We start from the raw sequence: 18687 nt of genomic DNA on the forward strand, positions 1-18687 counted from the left end.
CGCCGAGCGAGCCATTAACAACTTTACAAGTAATCATTCTTGTGTAAAGTTATGACAATGAAAGGACCCCGATGACCGCCTATCGTTTCGCCACCCGCCTCAATTCCTTTGCCTCGCGGCCACAGTCCGAGTGGCCCGATCTTGTCGGCAAACCGTCCATGCTGCAAATGGCGGCACGTGCGGCGAAGGTTGCGGAGTTGACCGATCTCGACCTCAACTTTCCCGACCATGTCGATGAAAAACCTGCGGAAATGGCGCGCAAACTCGGCGATTTCGGGCTTTCGATCAATGGCTTCGCCATGCGCTACTACTCTAACCCGGCTTTCAAGCTCGGCGCCTTCACCAACCCGGATCCTTCCGTTCGCCGCGAGGCCATCGACCTGACCAAGGCCGGCATCGACGCCGCGCGCGATGCCGGCGCCAGCCTGATGACATTGTGGTTGGGGCAGGATGGCTTCGACTACGCCTTCCAAGCTGACTACGCAACACTCTGGCAACACGAAATCGATGGCATTCGTGAAGTAGTGGCGCATGACCCGGGCTGTCAGATCAGCCTTGAATACAAACCCAACGAGCCGCGCTCCTACAGCCTGATGCCCGATGCGGCGACGACATTGCTGGCGATCCGCGAGATCGGCCTGCCCAATCTCGGCGTGACGCTCGATTTCGCGCATGTGCTCTATGCCGACGAGCAGCCGGCCTTTGCCGCAGCACTCGTGGCGCGCCATAGCAAGCTGCTCGGCGTGCATCTCAACGACGGCTACGCCAAGCGCGACGACGGCCTGATGGTCGGCGCAGTGCACACGCTGCAGACGATCGAGCTGCTCAGGCAGATCCGCCGCGACGGCTATGCCGGGGCAATCTACTTCGACACGTTCCCCGACATGACCGGGCTCGACCCGGTCCACGAATGCGAAGTCAACATCGCGACTGTCAAGCGCATGCTGCGCGTCGTCGATCGGCTGGAAAAGGACAATCGCCTATCCACTGCCATCGACCGTCAGGACGCGGTCGCCTCGCAGGCCATAATCCAGGAAGCCATGCTCGGGCCGGACAGCTGAGGCCGGGGCCATCACTGTTTTCAACAAGGGAGGAAAGACCATGAAATTTCTGCTTGCCACCGCTACCGCTGCACTGATGGCGCTGTCCGTAAGGTCCTCGTTTTCCGCGGACCTCGCGCCGCTCAATTCCGACACCGAGAAGGATCGCATCGACTGGTCGCAGCTCGAGGCCAAGTTCGGGGCTTTCCCCAAGCTGCCCGAGGGCACCAAGGCGGGTGCGGTCTCCAAGACGCTGACCAACGAATACTGGCGCTCGCTGGGAGAGGGCTACAAGTCGTTCGGCGACCGCACCGGCGTACCCGTCGTCTACCAAGCGGCGCAAAGCGAGGGCGACCAGCTCGGGCAGCTCACCATCGCCGAAGGCCTGGTCACGCAAGGCTACAACGTGCTTCTCGTCTCGCCGCAGACCGACTCCAACTTGCAGCCGATCATGGAACAGGCCAAGGCAGCCAATGTGCCGGTGGTTAACGTCAATGACGCGGTCATCCCGCAGGCCGAGCACTATGTCGGCAATGTCCAGCGCGACAACGGCGTGCGCGTCGCCAAATGGTTCATCAAGAACCGGCCGGATGGCGGCAAGGTTGCCATCGTCGAAGGCCAGGCCGGCGTCTACGCCGCCGTCCAGCGCACCGACGGCTTCAAGACCACCATCACCGAGGCTGGCAAATTCGAGGTCGTCGCCAGCGTCCCCGGCAACTGGGATCGCCAGACCTCCTACGACGCGGCCACCAACATCCTGCAGCAGCACCCCGACCTGATCGGCTTCTATGCCAACAATGACGGCATGGCGCTGGGCATCGTCGAAGCGGTCAAGGCCGCCGGCCTGCAGGACAAAGTCGCCGTCTTCGGCACCGACGGGATTTCCGACGCTTATGCCTCGATCCGCGCCGGCGAGCTGACCGGTACCGTCGATTCTTTCCCGGTGCTGACCGGCGAGGTGGCGCTGGAATCGGCGCTGCGGCTGGTGGCCGGGCAGAAGCTGCCGCGCGTCGTCGCCACGCCGCAGGCGCTGATCACCAAGGACAATGCCGACCGTTACTCAGGCGGTGGCGATTCCGTGCGCAAGGCGCTGCTCGAGGACGCGGCAGTGGGCCAATAGAGCAGGGGCGGCGGGTGCCGGCCTTGGGTCGGCACCTTTGCCTGGAGAACTGAAGCAATGCCAGCGCGGCTGCAATTCGAGAGCATTTCCAAGCTGTTTCCGGCCGTACGGGCGCTGAGCGATGTGTCCTTTTCGGTCGGCGCCGGCGAAATCCATGGCCTGCTTGGCGAAAACGGTGCCGGCAAGTCGACGCTGCTGCGCATCCTGTCAGGCGTCTACCGGCCGACAGCGGGACGCGTGCTCATCGACGGAAAGCCGGCCATGCTGAACACCCCGGTCGCGGCGCGCGCCGCCGGTGTGGCGATGATCCATCAGGAATTACAGCAGGTGCCACGTCTTAGCGTCGCGCAGAACATGTTTCTCGGCCATCCGCTGACGCGCGGCGGCGTCTTCGTCGCACGGCGCGAGCAGGAACGCCGTGCTGCGGAAGCGCTGGCCGCCATCGACCCGACCATCGATCCGGCAGCCCCGCTGGGCAGCCTGAAGGTGGCGCAGCGGCAGATCGTCGAGATCGGCCGGGCGCTGCTCGACCGCGCCAGAATCGTGGCGATGGACGAGCCGACGTCGAGCCTCACGCCGAGCGAGTTCGAACGACTGGCCGAGGTGATTGCCGGTCTGGCGCGCGACGGTGTCGCCGTCGTTTATGTCTCGCACAAGCTGGACGAGGTGTTCGGCATCTGCCAGCGCGCCACCATCATGCGCGACGGCGCCGTGGTCGGGTCCGTCGATATCGCACAGGTCTCGGAAAAGGCCGTCGTTTCGATGATGGTCGGCCGCGAGCTTGCCCAGGAACAGCACCGCTCGCATGCTTCCGCCGAGATCAGGCTGAGCGTGCGCGGCCTTGCCTCGGCGTCCAAGGTCCATGACGTTTCGTTCGAGCTGCATCGCGGCGAGGTGCTGGGCATTGCCGGCCTGGTCGGGTCGGGTCGTACCGAACTGCTGCGGTTGCTCGCCGGTGCCGACCGGGCCTCATCAGGCGCAATAGAGATCGACTGCAAGGCGGTACAGCTTTCCAGTCCGCGCGACGCGATTGCGGCCGGCATCGGCCTGGTGCCGGAGGAACGCAAGCGCGAAGGCATCGTGCCGTTGCGGTCGATCTCCAGCAACATGGCGCTGGCCTCGATGGGCGTGTTCGCGCCGCGCGGCGTCATCGATCATCGCCAGCTGAAGCGCGTGGCTGCCGAGAAGATGAAACGCGTCAATCTCAGGCCGTTCCTGCTCGATCGGCCGATCCGGTTGTTCAGCGGCGGCAACCAGCAGAAAGCGATCATCGGCCGCTGGCTGGCGGCCGGAACGCGGATCCTTCTGTTCGACGAGCCGACGCGCGGCATCGATGTCGGCGCCAAGGCGGAGATCTACCACCTGATCGAGGAACTCGCCGCCGAAGGCCATTCGGTAATCGTCGTGTCGTCCGAACTCCCCGAGGTGATCCGGCTCGCCGACCGCGTGCTGGTCATGCGCGACGGCACGGTCGCCGCCGAACTGGGCCGCGCAAGTCTCAGCGAACACGTGATCGCCGCGCACGCCATACCCCAAACGGAGATTGAGGCCGGCAAGGCGCAAGGACATCGCCGGTGCATAACGGACAGGACCAGCGGATGACCGAAATAACGCAACACACAGCAGCGCGCCCAAGGGCAGATTTCCTGCACCGGTTTTCCGTGCGCGACGCCGGCACGCTGATCGGCCTGGTGGTGATCCTTACCGTCTTCGGGGCGCTGGTCCCCGGCTTTTTTGCCGAGCGTAACCTGATCAACATCCTGCAGCAGTCGAGCATCAATGCCTGCCTGGCGTTGGGCATGACGCTGGTGATCATCTCGGGCGGCGTCGACCTGTCCGTCGGGCCGACGGCAGCCCTTTCGGCCGTCATCTCGGCCTCGATGCTGGTTGCCGGCGTGCCGTTTCCGCTGGCCATCGCCGCCGGCTTCGCCATCGGCCTTGCCTGCGGACTGCTCAACGGCGTGCTGGTCGCCTATGTCGGGCTGCAGCCTTTCATCGTCACGCTCGGCACGCTGAGCACCTACCGGGCACTGGCGCTGATCTATACCGGCGGCAATCCGGTGCTCGGCCTGCCTGCCGGCTTTCGCGCCATCTTCAACGGCTCGCTGTTCGGATTGCCGTTGGCCGTCATCATCGTGGCCGTCGTCGCGCTGATTGCCTGGATCGTCCTCAAGAAGACGCCGTTCGGCGAATATCTGCTCGCCGTCGGCGGCAATGAGGAGGCAGCCTACATAGCCGGCGTGCCGATCGCCCGCACCAAGATCGCCGCCTATATGATCTCGGGCCTGCTGGCAGCGCTTGCAGCGCAGGTCCTGATCGGCCGGCTGGGTGCGGCCGAACCCATTCTGGGCAATCTCTGGGAGCTCGACGCCATAGCAGCGGCGGCGATCGGCGGCGCCTCGCTGATGGGCGGCAAGGGCAGCGTCGTCGGCACGATCCTGGGTGCCGTCATCCTCGGCAGTATGCGCAACGGCCTGACGCTGATGAACGTGCAGTCCTTCTATCAGCTCTTGGCAACTGGCCTTATAATCCTCGCCGCGATGCTTATCGATCGCGTGACGAGGGGACGTGGATGACCTTGACCGGCCTGGACCTGAAAGCAGTAGGACCGCGCATCCGCATGATGATGCCGCATCTGACGCCGCTCGAGGCGAAGGTGGTTGAAACCGTCTTCGGACGGCGCGGTTTCGATGAGACCATACAGCTCAAGCAGATCGCCGAGGAGGCCGGTGTGTCGGAGGCGATGGTGGTCAAGATCGCCAAGAAGCTGGGTTTTTCCGGCTATCGCGATTTCCGCACCGCCGTCTATGAGTACAGCCGCCTGCCGACCGCCGAGATGCATCAGGAGCTGTCGGTGGACGACAGTTCGGCCGAGATCGTGCAGAAGGTGTTCCGCACCTCCATCCAGGCGCTGGAGGAGACGCTCGCCATCCTCGACATGGACGATTTCGACCGTGCCGCCGATCTGCTTTCCCGCGCCAGGAATCGCGATTTCTACGGCGTTGGCGGCTCGGCACAGATCGCACGCGACGTTTCGCACAAATTCCTGCGCATCGGCATCCGCACCTCTGTCTATGACGATTCGCACATGATGCTAATGTCGGCCTCGCTGCTCGGCGCCGACGACATTGCTGTCGGCTTCTCGCATTCCGGCAACACGAGCGCCGTCATCGACGCCATCCAACTTGCGCGCAAAAGCGGCGCGCGCACGCTGGCCATCACCAACTATGACAACTCGCCATTGGCAGCCGTAGCCGACATCGTGCTCTGCTCGACCGCGCAAGGCTCGCCGTTGATGGGTGAGAACGCAGCGGCGCGCATTGCCCAGCTCAACATTCTCGACGCGCTGTTCGTCGCAGTCGCGCAACGCGACTACCAGGCGGCGGAGCGCAATCTCGGCCGCACCATGTCTGCGGTGACGTCGAAACGGAAAGATAAGAACTCATGAAAGGCAAGCGGCTCATGAAGGTCTGGGGCACATGACGGCTCCTCCGCCGCTGGTGACCGTATTCGGCAGCCTGCACTACGATATCATGGTCGAAGCCCCCGATCGCCCACGCAAGGGCGAAACGGTGACCGGCCATGCCTGGCATCCAAAATGCGGCGGCAAGGGCGGCAACCAGGCGGTGTCGGCAGCGCGGGCCGGTGTGCGTGCGGCAATGATCGGTGCTGTCGGCGATGACGATTTCGGCCGGGCGCTTCTCGACAATCTCGATCGCAACGACGTTGACCGGCGCTTCGTGGGAGTGGCTTCCGGCGCCGGCTCGGGCATGAGCGTGGCGATCTTCGACGCCAGCGGCGACTATGGCGCGGTGATCGTCTCGGGCAGCAATCTCACTCTCGGCGAAAAGGAGATTGCGGAGGCGGGTGAGCTGATCGCGCAAACGACGGTGCTGCTGCTGCAGAACGAGGTGCCGGACGCCGCCAACATTGTCGCGGCGCGGGCGGTGAAGGCGCATGGCGGCCGCGTCCTCCTCAACGCGGCGCCCGCCCGAAATCTATCCGCCGAGCTGATCGCGCTCACCGACATCGTCATCGTCAACGCCATCGAGGCGGAATTCCTGGCCGGCGTTCCTGTCGTCGACACGCTCGAGGGTGCGGCGAAGGCGGCCGGTATGCTCGTCGGTTCCTATCCGGCTGCGATTGTCACGGCAGGTGGGGAGGGGGTCGCCTATTGCGACCGCGACAGCCAGGCATTCGCCTTGCCGGCGATGCCGGTGAAGGTGGTCAGCACCCACGGTGCCGGCGATGAATTCGTCGGCGCCTTTGCGGCGGGGCTTGGGCGTGGAGAGCCTGTCGAAGCGGCACTTGCCGCCGCCAATGCCGCCGCTGCCTCGCTGGTCGCAACGCCGGAGCGCGAGCGGGGCCGGCTTGACCGACCTCAGCCTGCTCAGTGATCGCCGCGATTCAATCGCTGTCGCGCGCGATAAGCTCCAGCGGCCAGACTTCGCGGGTGATGCGGGCGCCTTCGGCGCCGGCATAAGCCGGGATCGATGCCAGCAGCATTTCGGCCAGCCGCTCGCCCATCGGCTCAAGCGCCGGGCGGAAGCCGGTCAGCGCTGGCGAAAAATAGCGGCAAAGCGGGGTGTCGACGATGACGATCACCGCAACGTCGTGGCCGGGCCTGATGCCCGTCTCGGCCAGAGCCTTGCAGCCGCCAAGCGCCATCGCGTCATTGTTGAAGATGATGGCGGTCGGCGGGTCCTTGGAGCGCATGACCTTGGGCGTCACCGCGTAGCCGCCGGCCTCGTTGATGAAGCCGTCGGCAATCAGTTCGGGGTCGAATTCGATGCCGTGCCGCCGCAACGCCTTGCGGTAGCCGGCGAGGAACAGATAGCCGAAGTTGAGGTCGAGCGACGGGCGGATAGCGGCGATGCGGCGGTGGCCGCGTGCGACGAGGCGATCGACCGCGTCAGCCCCGGCTTTTTCGAAGTCGAGGTCGAGCGAGGGATATGAATCGCCGCCGGAGCGGCTGCGGCCGAGCGTCGCGAACGGGAAACCGGACTGGGTCAAATAGTCGATGCGCTCGTCCTCGCGCCGCGTCCACGCCAGCACCACTGCATCCGCCCGCCGGGTCTCGACAACACGGCGCAGGCGCTCCTGCTGATAGTCGCCCGGCGCACCCATCACGACGATCAGGTCGAGCCCGCTTTCGGCGAGCTTGGCCTGCAGCCCGGTCAGGAACGGAATGAAGAACGGCTCGCCATATTCCTGGTCGCCCGGATGCGGCTGCAGCATGAAGGCGACCGAATGGGTGGCGCCGCGCCGCAGGCTACGGCCGGACTGGTTCGGCGAATAATTCAGCTTCTTGGCCGCATCGAGCACGCGCTGGCGTGTGTCGGCATTGACGTCGGCGCGGCCGTTGAGCGCGCGCGACACCGTGCCGATCGAAATATTCAGGTGACGCGCAAGGTCGTGAATACTGGACGCCAAAGGACAGTTCTCCCCCTTACGTGGCTAGCACCGGCAGCTCTCGGGGCCAAGCCGGCAGGACGATTTTTCGCACCGGCTAATTGACATTCTACGCCATCGGGTGTGTTCTCGTAAACGTTTACGGAAAAGGTTTACGGCTCTGCCGTGAATGCCGTGACGATCGGTCTGGAGGGGCCGAGAGGGAGGAGTGCTGGATGATCAATGTCGTCCTGGTCGGCTGCGGAGCGATGAGCAAAGCCTGGCTCGATGCGGCCAGGCAGATCGATGGGCTCGCCATTATCGGCCTGGTCGATCTCGACGCCGAAAGGGCGCGGGCGAGGGCGCGCGAATACGAGCTTTCGAGCGCCGTTATCGGAACCGACCTCGACGCCGTGCTCGACCAGACCAGGCCCGACGCGGTATTCGACGTGGTGGTGCCCGCCGCCCGCCGCGAGGTCGCGTTTTCCGCCTTTGCCCACCATTGCCATCTCTTGACCGAAAAGCCGCTGGCCGACAGCCCGGATAATGCGCGTGCCATTGTCGAGGCCGCCCGCAGCGCCGGGCGTATCCATGCCGTCGTGCAGAACCGCCGCTATGTCGCCAATGTCAGGCGCATCCGGCGCTTTCTCGATTCCGGCGCCATTGGTGCGCCAACCAGCATCCACGCCGATTTCTTCGTAGCGCCGCATTTCGGCGGTTTTCGCGAGGAGATGCGCCATGTGCTGCTGCTCGATATGGCGATCCACACATTCGACGCGGCCCGCTACATGGTGGCCGGCGAACCGGCCGGCGTCTATTGCCAGGAGTGGGAGCCGGTCAATTCCTGGTATCGGCAAGGGTCGTCGGCAGCCGCAAGCTTCGACCTCGGCGGCGGCAAGCTGTTCACCTATGCCGGCAGCTGGTGCGCGGCCGGCTTCCGCACCAGCTGGGACAGTACATGGCGTATCGTCGCCGAGCGCGGCAGCATTGTCTGGGACGGCGAGGACGGGCTGAAGGCGGAGGTCGTGCGGCCGGTCCGTGAAGGCCTGTTCGACCGCACCGAATCGATAGCCGTGCCGCCGCTCGACCCGGCCGATCGCGTCGGCGGCCATCTCGGCATTATCCAGGATTTCGTCCGCGCCGTCGAAACCGGCACCGAGCCGGAGACGCGCGGCGCCGACAACATCAAGAGCCTGGCCATGGTTTTCGCTGCGATCGAGAGTGCCGAAACCGGGCGCCGGGTCGCCATCGCTGCACAGGAAGGATCATGATGCCAAACCCGCTGCTCGACATCAGGATTGGCACAATGGTGAAGGCCAATCTCGATGACCCGGCCGCCTATGTCAGGCAGATCCTGCCGCTCGGCTTCGAGAGCATTCAGCCGTTCTTCTGGCAGACGCTGGGCGGCAAGGACATTCCGCGGCTGGCAGGTGAGATCCGCGAGGCGATCGGCGATGCCGATGTTGTCATCTCGTCGATCGGCGTGTTCGGCAACCCGCTGGAGAGCGGTGAAGTCGATCGCGGCGTGCTCCAGGCGTGGGAAACGATCATCGACAACGCGCATCTGTTCGGCACCAATATGGTCAGCGGCTTCACCGGCCGCATCCGCGGCAAGCCGCTGCCCGACAGCCTGCCACGTTTCCGCGAGGTCTGGGGGAAGCTGGCAAAGCGTGCCGCAGACAAGGGCGTGCGCATCGCCTTCGAGAACTGCGCGATGGACGGCAACTGGGCCAGCGGCGACTGGAACATCGCCCATAATCCAGACGCCTGGGAGCTGATGTTCAATGAATTGCCGGACGACAATCTCGGTCTGGAATGGGAGCCCTGCCACCAGCTGGTCTACCTGATCGACCCGATCCCGCAGATCCGCAAATGGGCGCCGCGCATCTTCCACGTCCACGGCAAGGACGCGACGGTGCGCTGGGACGTGATCCGTGAACATGGCGTGTTCGGCCGCCTGCCGTTCGTTCAAATGCGCACGCCTGGCTTCGGCGACAGCGACTGGACGCGGGTGATCAGCGAGCTGCGGCTGGTCGGCTACAAAGGTGCCATCGACATCGAGGGCTGGCACGACCCGGTCTACCGCGGCGATCTCGAGATCACCGGCCAGGCGCGGGCACTGGATTATCTCCAACAATGCCGGGGAGGCGCGAGCTATCTGCCGAACCCGGTGTGAGAAGTCGGCCGGCGGGAGGTGCCGGCCAGCGAAAGATTGCGGCGCATTGCCGAAGCGATCGTCAAAACCCCTCGGCTAGCGAGGGAATAAAGGGAGGATAAGTGCATGAGCATTACGATGAGAAGGACAGTTTTGCGCTCGACCGTCGCGGCGGCCGCGATGGCGCTCGCCGCCGCACTCTCGACCTTGCCAGCGCAGGCGCTCGATGCGCAATGGTGTAAGGATGTCCATATCCGTTTCTTCGCCGGCGGAGCGGAGGGCGATGCGTTCGGCACCATCGTCTATAATGGTGCCAAGCAGGCGGCCGCCGATCTCGGGCCCAAGGTCGACTATATCTTCTCTGGGTGGGACGTGGAGAAGATGGTCCAGCAGTTGCGCGAGGCTGTTGCGGTCAAGCCCCAAGGCATCGCCATGATGGGCCACCCAGGCGACGCCGCGATCATGCCGCTGGCCGAACAGGCGCACAAGGACGGCATCAAGATGATGTACCAGAACGTGCCGGTGCCGACGGTCACGGCGGCGTTCGGCGGCGGCTATGTCGGCGCCCAGCAGGAGCAGCAGGGCCGCGCGCTCGGCGCCGAGGCGTTCAAGCTGGCCGGGCTCAAGGCCGGCGACAAGGCGATCATGATCGGCCCGTTCGAGAACGAGAGCCGCGGCGCGCGCGAACGCGGCACGGTCGCCGCACTGAAAGAGGTCGGCATCGACGTCGTTCAAATCAATTCTCAAACCGAGTGGGCAGCCGACCCCAATCTGGCCATTCCGGTGATCACGGCAGCACTGCTCAACAATCCCGACGTCAAGGCGGTCGGCTATCCCGGCGGGCAGCTGCTGGGCAATGTGCCAACCTACATGCAGGCGGCCGGCAGGAAGCCGGGCGACATCTTCAACTTTGGTTTCGACACCAGCCCGCAGATCGTCGAGGGCTTCAAGGGCGGCTGGGTGCAGCTGACGGCCGACCAGCAGCCGTTCCTGCAGGGCTATCTGCCGATCCTCAGCCTCTGCCAGCAAGTGGTGCTGGGTTTGGCGCCAATGAACGTCGACACCGGCGCCGGCTTCGTCACGCCGCAGAATTACGAGATTGTCGCCGAGCTGGCCAAGCAGGCGCTGCGCTGACCTCCCAAGCCGCCGGCCGGGATTTAGCCCGGCCGGCGGGGCCGCTGGCGAAGACGCCGGCACGAAATCAAGCGAGGACCGCCATGGCCGAACGCCTCATCGAACTGCGTGACATCAGCAAGTCCTACGGCCAGGTCTATGCACTTGGCGGCGTCAATCTCAGCGTCGACCGCGGCGAGGTGGTCGGCCTGATCGGCGACAACGGCGCCGGCAAATCGACGCTGATCAAGATCCTCTCCGGCGTGGTCAAGCCGACCAGCGGCGAAATCCTCATTCGCGGCAAACAGGTGACCGGGTGGAGCGCCGCGCGCTCGCGCGACGCGGGCATCGAAACGGTGTTCCAGGACCGGGCGCTCGCCGTGCAGCAGACGATCGTGCGCAACATCTTCATGGGCCGCGAGCTCACCGGCTGGCTTGGCTGGCTGAAGGTCAACAAGGAGATCGCGGAGGCGAGCCGGCTGATGCGCGAGATCGGCTTCACCTCGAAGGTGTTCACGCCGCAGTCGATCGTCGGCCAGCTGTCGGGCGGCGAACGCCAGGGCGTGGCAATCGCCCGCGCCATCTACAAGAAGGCCGACCTGATCGTCCTCGACGAGCCGACGACGGCGCTGTCGCTGACCGAAACGGCGAAGGTTTTTCATTTTGTGCGCCAGGTGCGGGCGAGCGGCCGGTCGATCCTGTTCATCGGCCACAATATCCACCACGTCTTCGATATCGCCGACCGCTTCGTCGTGCTCGATCGCGGCAAGGTCGCGCTCAGCGCCGACCGGAGCGAGGTCAAGTCGGCCGAAGACCTCATCAATTTCATGGAAGACGTGGCACACCCCGGCGGACTGGCGGGATTGCACGACGCCGGGGAGCAGGCAACGCGATGAGCAAGACAATGGAGCCCGATCTGCAAACCCCTCTCGGCAGCAGCGAAGCCGCCCCGAAGGCATGGAAACACCCGTCCGATCACTGGATGCGCGGCTTTGTCCTCGACAACCGCGCCGCACTCGGCACGCTTGCGGTGTTCATCGTGATGATGGCGGTGTTCATGATCGCCAATCCGACGGTCTTCACCAGCTGGTATCTCTATAGTTCCGTGCTGACCACGCTGCCCGTGGCGCTGTTCGTGGTGGTGCCGCTGGTTTTCGTCGTCACCTGCGGCGAGATCGACCTGTCGTTTCCGGCGACGATGGGCTTCGCCTCTTGGGTGTTCGCGCTGGTCGTGCAGGCCGGCTACGACCCGTTCCTCGGCATCGCCGCCGCAATGGTCACCGGCATGCTGCTCGGCTTCCTGGTCGGCTCTCTGGTCGTCTACGGCGGGCTGTCGTCGCTGATCGCCACGCTCGGCATGAATTTCCTGCTGCGCGGCCTGATCCAGATCATCAACGAAGGCAGGTCGACGGCACTGACCGGCCTTGCCGACAGCTGGGCCTACAAGATCTTCTCCAGCCAGCTTTACGGCATTCCGGTGCAGATCTTCTGGGCCATCGCCTTCGTCGTGCTGTCGGCGCTGCTCTACAACCGCCATCGCTTCGGTGCGCAGGTCAAGGTGGTCGGCGACAATCCCGACAGCGCCCAGCAGATGGGCATCGACGTCAAGCGCGTCAGGGTGAAGGTGTTCGTCTTCGTCGGCATCGGCGCGGCGATCGCCGGCACGTTCTCGGTGATGATCAACTTCACCTGGTGGCCGACGGCGGGCGACGGTTATCTCTTGCCGGTGCTGGCATCGGTGTTCGTCGGCGGCACCCCGACCTGGGGCGGCATCGGCACCGTCGTCGGCGGCGCGATCGGCGCGGTCACCGTCTCATTCATCCAGACCGGTGTCGTCGCGGCGGGACTGAGCGGCTTCTACGTCCAGTTCTTCAACGGACTAATTATCATCTTGTCGCTGCTTGGCCATAAGTGGAACCAGGCGCGGTATCGCTAACGACAGGCGACCTCACACCCCCGTGACAAAACCGTCCAGCACGCGTTTCTGGCCGGCTTTGTCGAAGTCGATGGTCAGCTTGTTGCCTTCGATTGCCGAGATGTTGCCGTTGCCGAATTTCTGGTGGAAGACGCGGTCGCCGACATTGAAGGGGGACGGCGTGTCGGCGACGGATTTGGCGACCAGTTCGCCGTCGATGGTGCGGCCCTTGATCGAGGTGCGGCCGGCGCCGTAGCCGGAGTCGGTTTCGCCATAGCCGATGCGCTCGACCTGGTGGCCGGAGCGCGTGCCCCAATTGCGGTCGGTCGCCTCGGTGCGGTTGGCCTGAGCGCGCTGCCAGCCCGGTGTCGCATAGGTGCTGGAGAAGGCGCCGGATTTTTCAGCGCCGTTGTTGCCGCCAAGATTGTCGAAGCGCGACGCCCCATAAGGGTTCTGCCTGCCTGCCCCTTGGCCGCCACGACCGGAGGCGAACGAGCCGCCACCATAGGCATTGCCGTAGCCGCCATAGGAGTTGCCGCTCTCGGAAACTTCGACATGGGCTTCCGGCAGCTCGTCGAGAAAGCGCGACGGGATGGTCGATTGCCAGAGGCCGTGGATGCGGCGGTTGGAAACGAACCAGATGTGCAGGTTCTTCTTGGCGCGGGTCAGGCCGACATAGGCGAGGCGGCGTTCCTCCTCCAGCCCTGAGCGGCCGCCCTCGTCGAGCGAGCGTTGGTGTGGGAACAGGCCTTCCTCCCAGCCGGGCAGGAACACGGTTTCGAATTCGAGGCCCTTGGCCGAATGCAGCGTCATGATGTTGACGGCGTCGAGCTCGGCGTTCTGCTCGGCGTCCATCACCAGCGCGACATGTTCGAGGAAGGAGCGCAGCGATTCGTACTCCTCCATGGAGCGGATCAACTCCTTGAGGTTTTCCAGCCGGCCGGGCGCTTCGACCGAGCGGTCGTTCTTCCACATGTCGGTGTAGCCGCTCTCCTCCAGGATGGTCTCGGCCAGCTCGGTGTGCGGCGTGGTTTCCAGCGCCTTCTGCCAGCGCTCGAAATTGGCCGATACCTCGCGCAGTGCCGCGCGCGGCTTCGGCTTCAGCTCGTCGCTCTCGGCAAGTTTTGCCGCCGCCTCCAGCATCGGGATGCGCAGCGCGCGTGCGGTGTCGTGGATCTGGCGGATTGTGGCCTCGCCCAGGCCGCGCTTCGGCACGTTGACGATGCGCTCGAAGGCGAGGTCGTCGGCGCCTTGCGCGACGACGCGGAAGAAGGCCAGCGCGTCGCGGATCTCGAGCCGCTCGTAGAAACGCGGGCCGCCGATGACGCGGTAGTTGAGGCCGAGCGTGACGAAGCGGTCCTCGAATTCGCGCATCTGGAAGGAGGCGCGGACGAGGATCGCCATGTCGTTGAGATTGTGCTTCTGGCGTTGGTAGGACTCGATGGTCTCGCCGACGGCGCGGGCCTCCTCCTCGGAATCCCAGGCGGCATGGACATGCACCTTCTCGTCGTCCTCGGCGATCTTTTCGGTGAACAGCGTCTTGCCGAAACGGCCCTCATTGCGGGCGATGAGATGCGACGCGGTGCCGAGGATGTGCGCGGTCGAGCGGTAGTTGCGCTCCAGCCGGATGATGGTGGCGCCGGGAAAATCCTTGTCGAAGCGCAGGATGTTGTCGACCTCGGCGCCGCGCCAGCCATAGATCGACTGGTCGTCGTCGCCGACGCAGCAGATATTTACGGTGGCTGGCCGCGGATTTCCCTCCCCCTTGAGGGGAGGGTGGCCGGGCAAAGCCCGGCCGGGTGGGGTCCGTGCGGCAGTGCTCGACGCATCGGCGGTGCCTTCTGCGGCAACCCCCTCCGCCCGCTTCGCGGGCACCTCCCCCTCAAGGGGGGAGGATTGAGGCCGCTGTGCCAGCAGGCGCAGCCACATGTACTGCGCGGTGTTGGTGTCCTGATATTCGTCGACGAGGATGTAGCGGAAGCGCTTGTGGTATTCCTTCAGCACGTCCGGATTGGCCCGGAAGATGCGGATCGGGTGGCACAGCAGATCGCCGAAGTCGCAGGCGTTCAGCGTTTTCAGCCGCTCCTGATAGGCCTTGTAGAGCTCGCGGCCCTTGCCGTTGGCGAAGGCACGGGCATCGCCCTCGGGGATGTCGGCGGGCCCAAGGCCCTTGTTCTTCCAGCCGTCGATCATCTGGGCGAACTGCTTGGCCGGCCAGCGCTTGTCGTCCAGCCCTTCGGCCTGGATAAGCTGTTTGATCAGCCGTACGACATCATCGGTGTCGAGAATGGTGAAGTCGGATTTGAGCCCGGCCAGCTCGGCATGTCGGCGCAGCAGCTTCACGCCAATCGAGTGGAAGGTGCCGAGCCACGGCATGCCCTCGACATTGCCGTCGCCGATCAACAGGCCGATGCGCTGCTTCATCTCGCGCGCCGCCTTGTTGGTGAACGTCACTGCAAGGATCTGCGAGGGAAAGGCCTTGCCGGTAGCAAGGATGTGGGCGATGCGCGTTGTGAGCACCCGCGTCTTGCCGGTGCCGGCGCCGGCCAGCACCAGCACCGGGCCTTCGGTGGTTTCCACCGCCAGCCGCTGCTCGGGGTTGAGGCCGTTGAGATAATCGGGCGCATTGTTCTGGTTGCCGCGGGCAGCCATGGCGCGCGCGGCAATGCCCGACGGGGCCATGGGCCGCGCGTTCGGTTCATCAAAAAAAGGCATGTCTTCCGAAAACCCGGACATCTCTCCCCGAATGTAGTGATTCGGCAGCGAAAGGCCAGAAGTGTCTCCGTTTTGTTCTCTGTCCAGTCGGTAGACTCACAATCTGGAATGGGTCCGCTAACCAAAACGCCGGGCTTGCCGAGGGCCGGCGCCGTAAAACGCCGAGCTTGCTTGACAGGGGAGGCGGGCCGGAGAAAGTTGCGTGGGGGCAGGAACGCAATGCGGGGTTGCCCATGGACGCGTCGCGGAGCGCACCAGTCGAAGGAGCACCGTCTTGGCTGTGGTCATCACCTCCCTGATCCTTTTCCTCATCGGCCTGGCGGTTGGCGGCGGCGGCATCTGGCTCGTGACGCTGGGCGGCAGCTGGTATTACGTCATCGTCGGCCTAGCTTTCCTTATCACCGCCTGGCTGCTCTATAGGCGCAGATCCATGGCGCTGTGGCTCTATGCGGCGATCGTGCTCGGCACGCTCGCCTGGGCGGTCTGGGAGATCGGCTTCGACTGGTGGGAGCTCGGCCCGCGCGGCGGCATCATCGTCCTTGTCGCGCTATGGCTGTTGACGCCATGGGCGCGGCGCGGGCTTACCGGTCCCGACGGACGCGCCCCGCTGATCCTCGCCGTGCTGGCCTCGCTTGCGGTCGCCGGCTATTCGATGACGACCGATCCAAAGGATATTGCGGGTGAACTCAACACCGACAAGGTGACGCCGACGGCCGATCTCGGCGGCAACGTGCCGGCCGGCGAATGGCACTATTACGGCCGTACGCAATATGGCCAGCGCTATTCGCCGCTCGACCAGATCACCGCCGAAAACGTTGCCAATCTGCAGCCGGCCTGGACCTATCGCACCGGCGACGTGAAAGGGCCCGACGACATCGGCGAGACGACCTATCAGGTGACGCCGCTGAAAATCGCCGACACGCTCTATATCTGCACGCCGCATAATTTCGCCATCGCCATCGATGCCGCGAGCGGCAAGGAGAAATGGCGCTTCGATCCGCAGGTCAAGTTGAACAAGGACCGTCAGCACCAGACCTGCCGCGGCGTGTCCTACTATGCCGATGCCAAGATCGCCGCCGGCCAGCCCTGCGCCACACGCATCTACCTGCCGACGTCCGACGCCCGGCTGATCGCGCTCGATGCCGCGAACGGCCAGGTCTGCCCGACTTTCGCCGAAGGTGGCACGCTGAACCTGCTTGCCAACATGCCATATCCGAAGCCGGGCTATTATTATTCGACCTCGGCGCCGCTGATCGTCGCCAACAAGATCATCGTCGGCGGCGCGGTCAACGACAATTATTCGACACAGGAGCCGTCCGGGGTCATCCGTGCCTACGATGCCGACACCGGCGCGCTGTTGTGGAACTGGGATTCCGGCAATCCGGACCAGACGACGCCGCTGCCGCCGGGCCAAACCTATACCAACAATTCGCCCAACATGTGGTCGACGGCGAGCGCCGACGAGAAACTCGGCCTGCTTTATGTGCCGCTCGGCAACAAGACGCCGGACCAGCTCGGCGCAGGACGCAGCGCCAATGACGAGAAATTCTCCTCGTCGATCACCGCGCTCGATCTCAACAGCGGACAATTGCGCTGGGTGCGACAGACCGTGCACCATGACCTCTGGGACATGGACGTGCCGGCGCAGCCGACGCTGGTCGACATCACCACGGAAAGTGGCGTGGTGCCGGCGCTGGTCGGGCCGACCAAGCAGGGCGACCTCTATGTGCTCGACCGGCGCAGCGGCGAGCCGATCGTCCCGGTCAAGGAAGTCCCGGCGCCGGGCGGCGCGATCGAAGGCGACCATACCTCGCCGACGCAGCCGGTCTCGGATCTCAGCTTCAGTCCGAAACCGCTGACCGGCGCCGACATGTGGGGCATCACCATGTTCGACCAGCTGGCCTGCCGGATCGAGCTTCGGAAGCTGCGCTATGAGGGCCGCTATACGCCGCCGTCACTGCAGGGCTCGCTGATCTACCCCGGCAATTTCGGCACCTTCAATTGGGGCGGCGTGGCAGTCGATCCGGTCCGGCAGGTGATGTTCGGCATGCCGACATACCTGGCGTTCATCTCCAAACTGGTGCCGCGCGCCGACGTGCCGCCGCCCGGCGACACCAAGGGCAGCGAACAGGGCCTGAACCGCAATGACGGTGCGCCTTACGCAGTGATATTGAAGCCGTTCCTGTCGCCGCTCGGCATTCCCTGCCAGGCGCCGCCCTGGGGTTATGTGGCGGGCGCCGACCTTCGGACCGGCAAGATCGTCTACAAGCACCGCAACGGCACCGTCTACGACATGACGCCGCTGCCGCTGCCGTTCAAGGTCGGCGTGCCCGGCATTGGCGGGCCGATGATCACCGCCGGTGGCGTCGCCTTCCTTGGTGCGGCGGTCGACGACTATGTGCGCGCCTATGACCTGACGACCGGCAAGCAGCTCTGGCAGGCGCGGCTGCCTGCCGGCGGGCAGTCGACACCGATGACCTACACGGTAGCCGACGGACGCCAGTTCGTCGTCATCGTTGCCGGCGGCCACGGCTCGGTCGGCACCAAGCCGGGCGACTATGTGATGGCCTATACACTGCCGAAATAGAGAAGTTCCTTCAGAGCCCGAGATGCCCTTTCAGGTCGGGTACCGATGCAAGGACCTCACTGGTCAGCTGCGGGCCGGCGGCTGTCTCGGCCTGCCGGACCAGCATCGTGCCGGCCTGGCTGATCTGTGCCAGAGTGAGGCCCGATGCCTTGAGTATGGCGACGCCGTTAATCAGCGCGCCGGTCTTTTCGCCGAGAGCGCCGCCGAGCGCGCCCTCCAGCGAGGACAGGAGACCACCACCGGAAGCTGCGCCGGGAGCCATGACATCATACTGCTTGGCCAGAGCGTCGGCTCCCGGGATCTTGGCGAAGAAGCTCGACAGGGTCGTGCCTTCCGCCTCGTGTTCGAGCACCGAGAAAATCGTGCCGGCGATCTTTTCCGTCAAAGCCTGGTTGAGACCGGACTTCTGGGAGACGGTGTTGATGATGTCCTGAACGTCCATGATCTTTCCTCAGGCTTTGGTGTTTGCGGGCGGGTGCCGGTTGGCGCGGACCTTGACCAACGATCGTTTGAAGGCGGTGAACCGCAGCGCCAGCAAAGTCATAGCGGCGAGTGCGAACCCACTTGCCAGAAGCGCGGAGGGAAAGGTCATTGGCGTATTCCTTCGTAGTCAATCAGGCATTCTTTTCCCGCCAAATGGCCATTCTCGTT

At 64.6% G+C, this 18687-nt stretch carries 16 protein-coding genes; 12 read left to right on the top strand and 4 right to left on the bottom strand.

Going from position 1 to position 18687, the window contains the following annotated elements:
• The first annotated feature begins 71 nt into the window (after positions 1–71).
• From NKH21_RS07095 to NKH21_RS07120, 6 genes are read left to right on the top strand one after another with little or no spacing between them, the layout of a single operon-like run.
• Positions 72–1061, top strand: coding sequence for a TIM barrel protein (locus tag NKH21_RS07095; protein WP_352863723.1), 990 nt, complete (start codon positions 72–74; stop codon positions 1059–1061).
• Positions 1062–1101: 40 nt separating this feature from the next.
• On the top strand, positions 1102–2160 hold the full coding sequence (locus tag NKH21_RS07100; protein ID WP_352863725.1) for a sugar ABC transporter substrate-binding protein: 1059 nt from the start codon (positions 1102–1104) through the stop codon (positions 2158–2160).
• Positions 2161–2217: 57 nt separating this feature from the next.
• Complete coding sequence (locus tag NKH21_RS07105; protein ID WP_352863727.1) at positions 2218–3762, top strand: sugar ABC transporter ATP-binding protein; 1545 nt, start codon at positions 2218–2220, stop codon at positions 3760–3762.
• Positions 3759–4736 carry an ABC transporter permease gene (locus tag NKH21_RS07110; protein WP_352863729.1) on the top strand — a complete coding sequence of 326 codons (978 nt, stop codon included), beginning with the start codon at positions 3759–3761 and terminating at the stop codon, positions 4734–4736. The genes NKH21_RS07105 and NKH21_RS07110 overlap by 4 nt, the downstream gene beginning before the upstream one ends.
• Positions 4733–5608 (top strand): MurR/RpiR family transcriptional regulator, encoded by an 876-nt coding sequence (locus NKH21_RS07115; protein ID WP_352863731.1) that lies wholly within the window; start codon positions 4733–4735, stop codon positions 5606–5608. The genes NKH21_RS07110 and NKH21_RS07115 overlap by 4 nt, the downstream gene beginning before the upstream one ends.
• 31 nt (positions 5609–5639) lie before the next feature.
• Positions 5640–6557: a ribokinase gene (locus NKH21_RS07120; protein WP_352863733.1), complete on the top strand. Its 918-nt coding sequence runs from the start codon at positions 5640–5642 to the stop codon at positions 6555–6557.
• Between the two features lie 10 nt (positions 6558–6567).
• On the opposite strand, the gene NKH21_RS07125 is transcribed toward NKH21_RS07120, so the two are convergent.
• Complete coding sequence (locus NKH21_RS07125) at positions 6568–7593, bottom strand: LacI family DNA-binding transcriptional regulator (RefSeq protein WP_352863735.1); 1026 nt, start codon at positions 7591–7593, stop codon at positions 6568–6570.
• Positions 7594–7787: 194 nt separating this feature from the next.
• Between NKH21_RS07125 and NKH21_RS07130 the strand changes: the two genes are divergently transcribed.
• From NKH21_RS07130 to NKH21_RS07150, 5 genes are all read left to right on the top strand, one after another.
• Complete coding sequence (locus NKH21_RS07130) at positions 7788–8822, top strand: Gfo/Idh/MocA family protein (protein ID WP_352863737.1); 1035 nt, start codon at positions 7788–7790, stop codon at positions 8820–8822.
• Positions 8822–9727 carry a sugar phosphate isomerase/epimerase family protein gene (locus NKH21_RS07135; RefSeq protein WP_352863873.1) on the top strand — a complete coding sequence of 302 codons (906 nt, stop codon included), beginning with the start codon at positions 8822–8824 and terminating at the stop codon, positions 9725–9727. Before NKH21_RS07130 ends, NKH21_RS07135 begins: the two co-directional genes overlap by 1 nt.
• Before the next feature lie 105 nt (positions 9728–9832).
• Positions 9833–10840, top strand: coding sequence for a substrate-binding domain-containing protein (locus NKH21_RS07140; protein ID WP_352863739.1), 1008 nt, complete (start codon positions 9833–9835; stop codon positions 10838–10840).
• Between the two features lie 83 nt (positions 10841–10923).
• A complete protein-coding gene (locus tag NKH21_RS07145) occupies positions 10924–11715 on the top strand; it encodes an ATP-binding cassette domain-containing protein (RefSeq protein WP_352863741.1) in 792 nt (263 codons plus the stop codon).
• A complete protein-coding gene (locus NKH21_RS07150; protein ID WP_352863743.1) occupies positions 11712–12755 on the top strand; it encodes an ABC transporter permease in 1044 nt (347 codons plus the stop codon). Before NKH21_RS07145 ends, NKH21_RS07150 begins: the two co-directional genes overlap by 4 nt.
• 12 nt (positions 12756–12767) lie before the next feature.
• Here the strand turns inward: NKH21_RS07150 and NKH21_RS07155 are convergent, their stop codons facing one another.
• Complete coding sequence (locus NKH21_RS07155) at positions 12768–15470, bottom strand: ATP-dependent helicase (RefSeq protein WP_352863746.1); 2703 nt, start codon at positions 15468–15470, stop codon at positions 12768–12770.
• Positions 15471–15723: 253 nt separating this feature from the next.
• On the opposite strand from NKH21_RS07155, the gene NKH21_RS07160 reads away from it, so the two are divergent.
• On the top strand, positions 15724–18036 hold the full coding sequence (locus NKH21_RS07160; protein ID WP_352863748.1) for a glucose/quinate/shikimate family membrane-bound PQQ-dependent dehydrogenase: 2313 nt from the start codon (positions 15724–15726) through the stop codon (positions 18034–18036).
• Between the two features lie 10 nt (positions 18037–18046).
• Here the strand turns inward: NKH21_RS07160 and NKH21_RS07165 are convergent, their stop codons facing one another.
• The gene (locus NKH21_RS07165; RefSeq protein WP_352863750.1) at positions 18047–18478 is read right to left on the bottom strand and encodes a hypothetical protein; all 432 of its coding nucleotides are present in this window, start codon (positions 18476–18478) and stop codon (positions 18047–18049) included.
• Positions 18479–18487: 9 nt separating this feature from the next.
• Positions 18488–18628, bottom strand: coding sequence for a hypothetical protein (locus tag NKH21_RS07170; protein WP_352490323.1), 141 nt, complete (start codon positions 18626–18628; stop codon positions 18488–18490).
• Positions 18629–18687 lie beyond the last annotated feature (59 nt).

Origin of the sequence: Mesorhizobium sp. M1329, assembly GCF_040318035.1 — a bacterium.
Classification (GTDB): Bacteria; Pseudomonadota; Alphaproteobacteria; order Rhizobiales; family Rhizobiaceae; genus Mesorhizobium.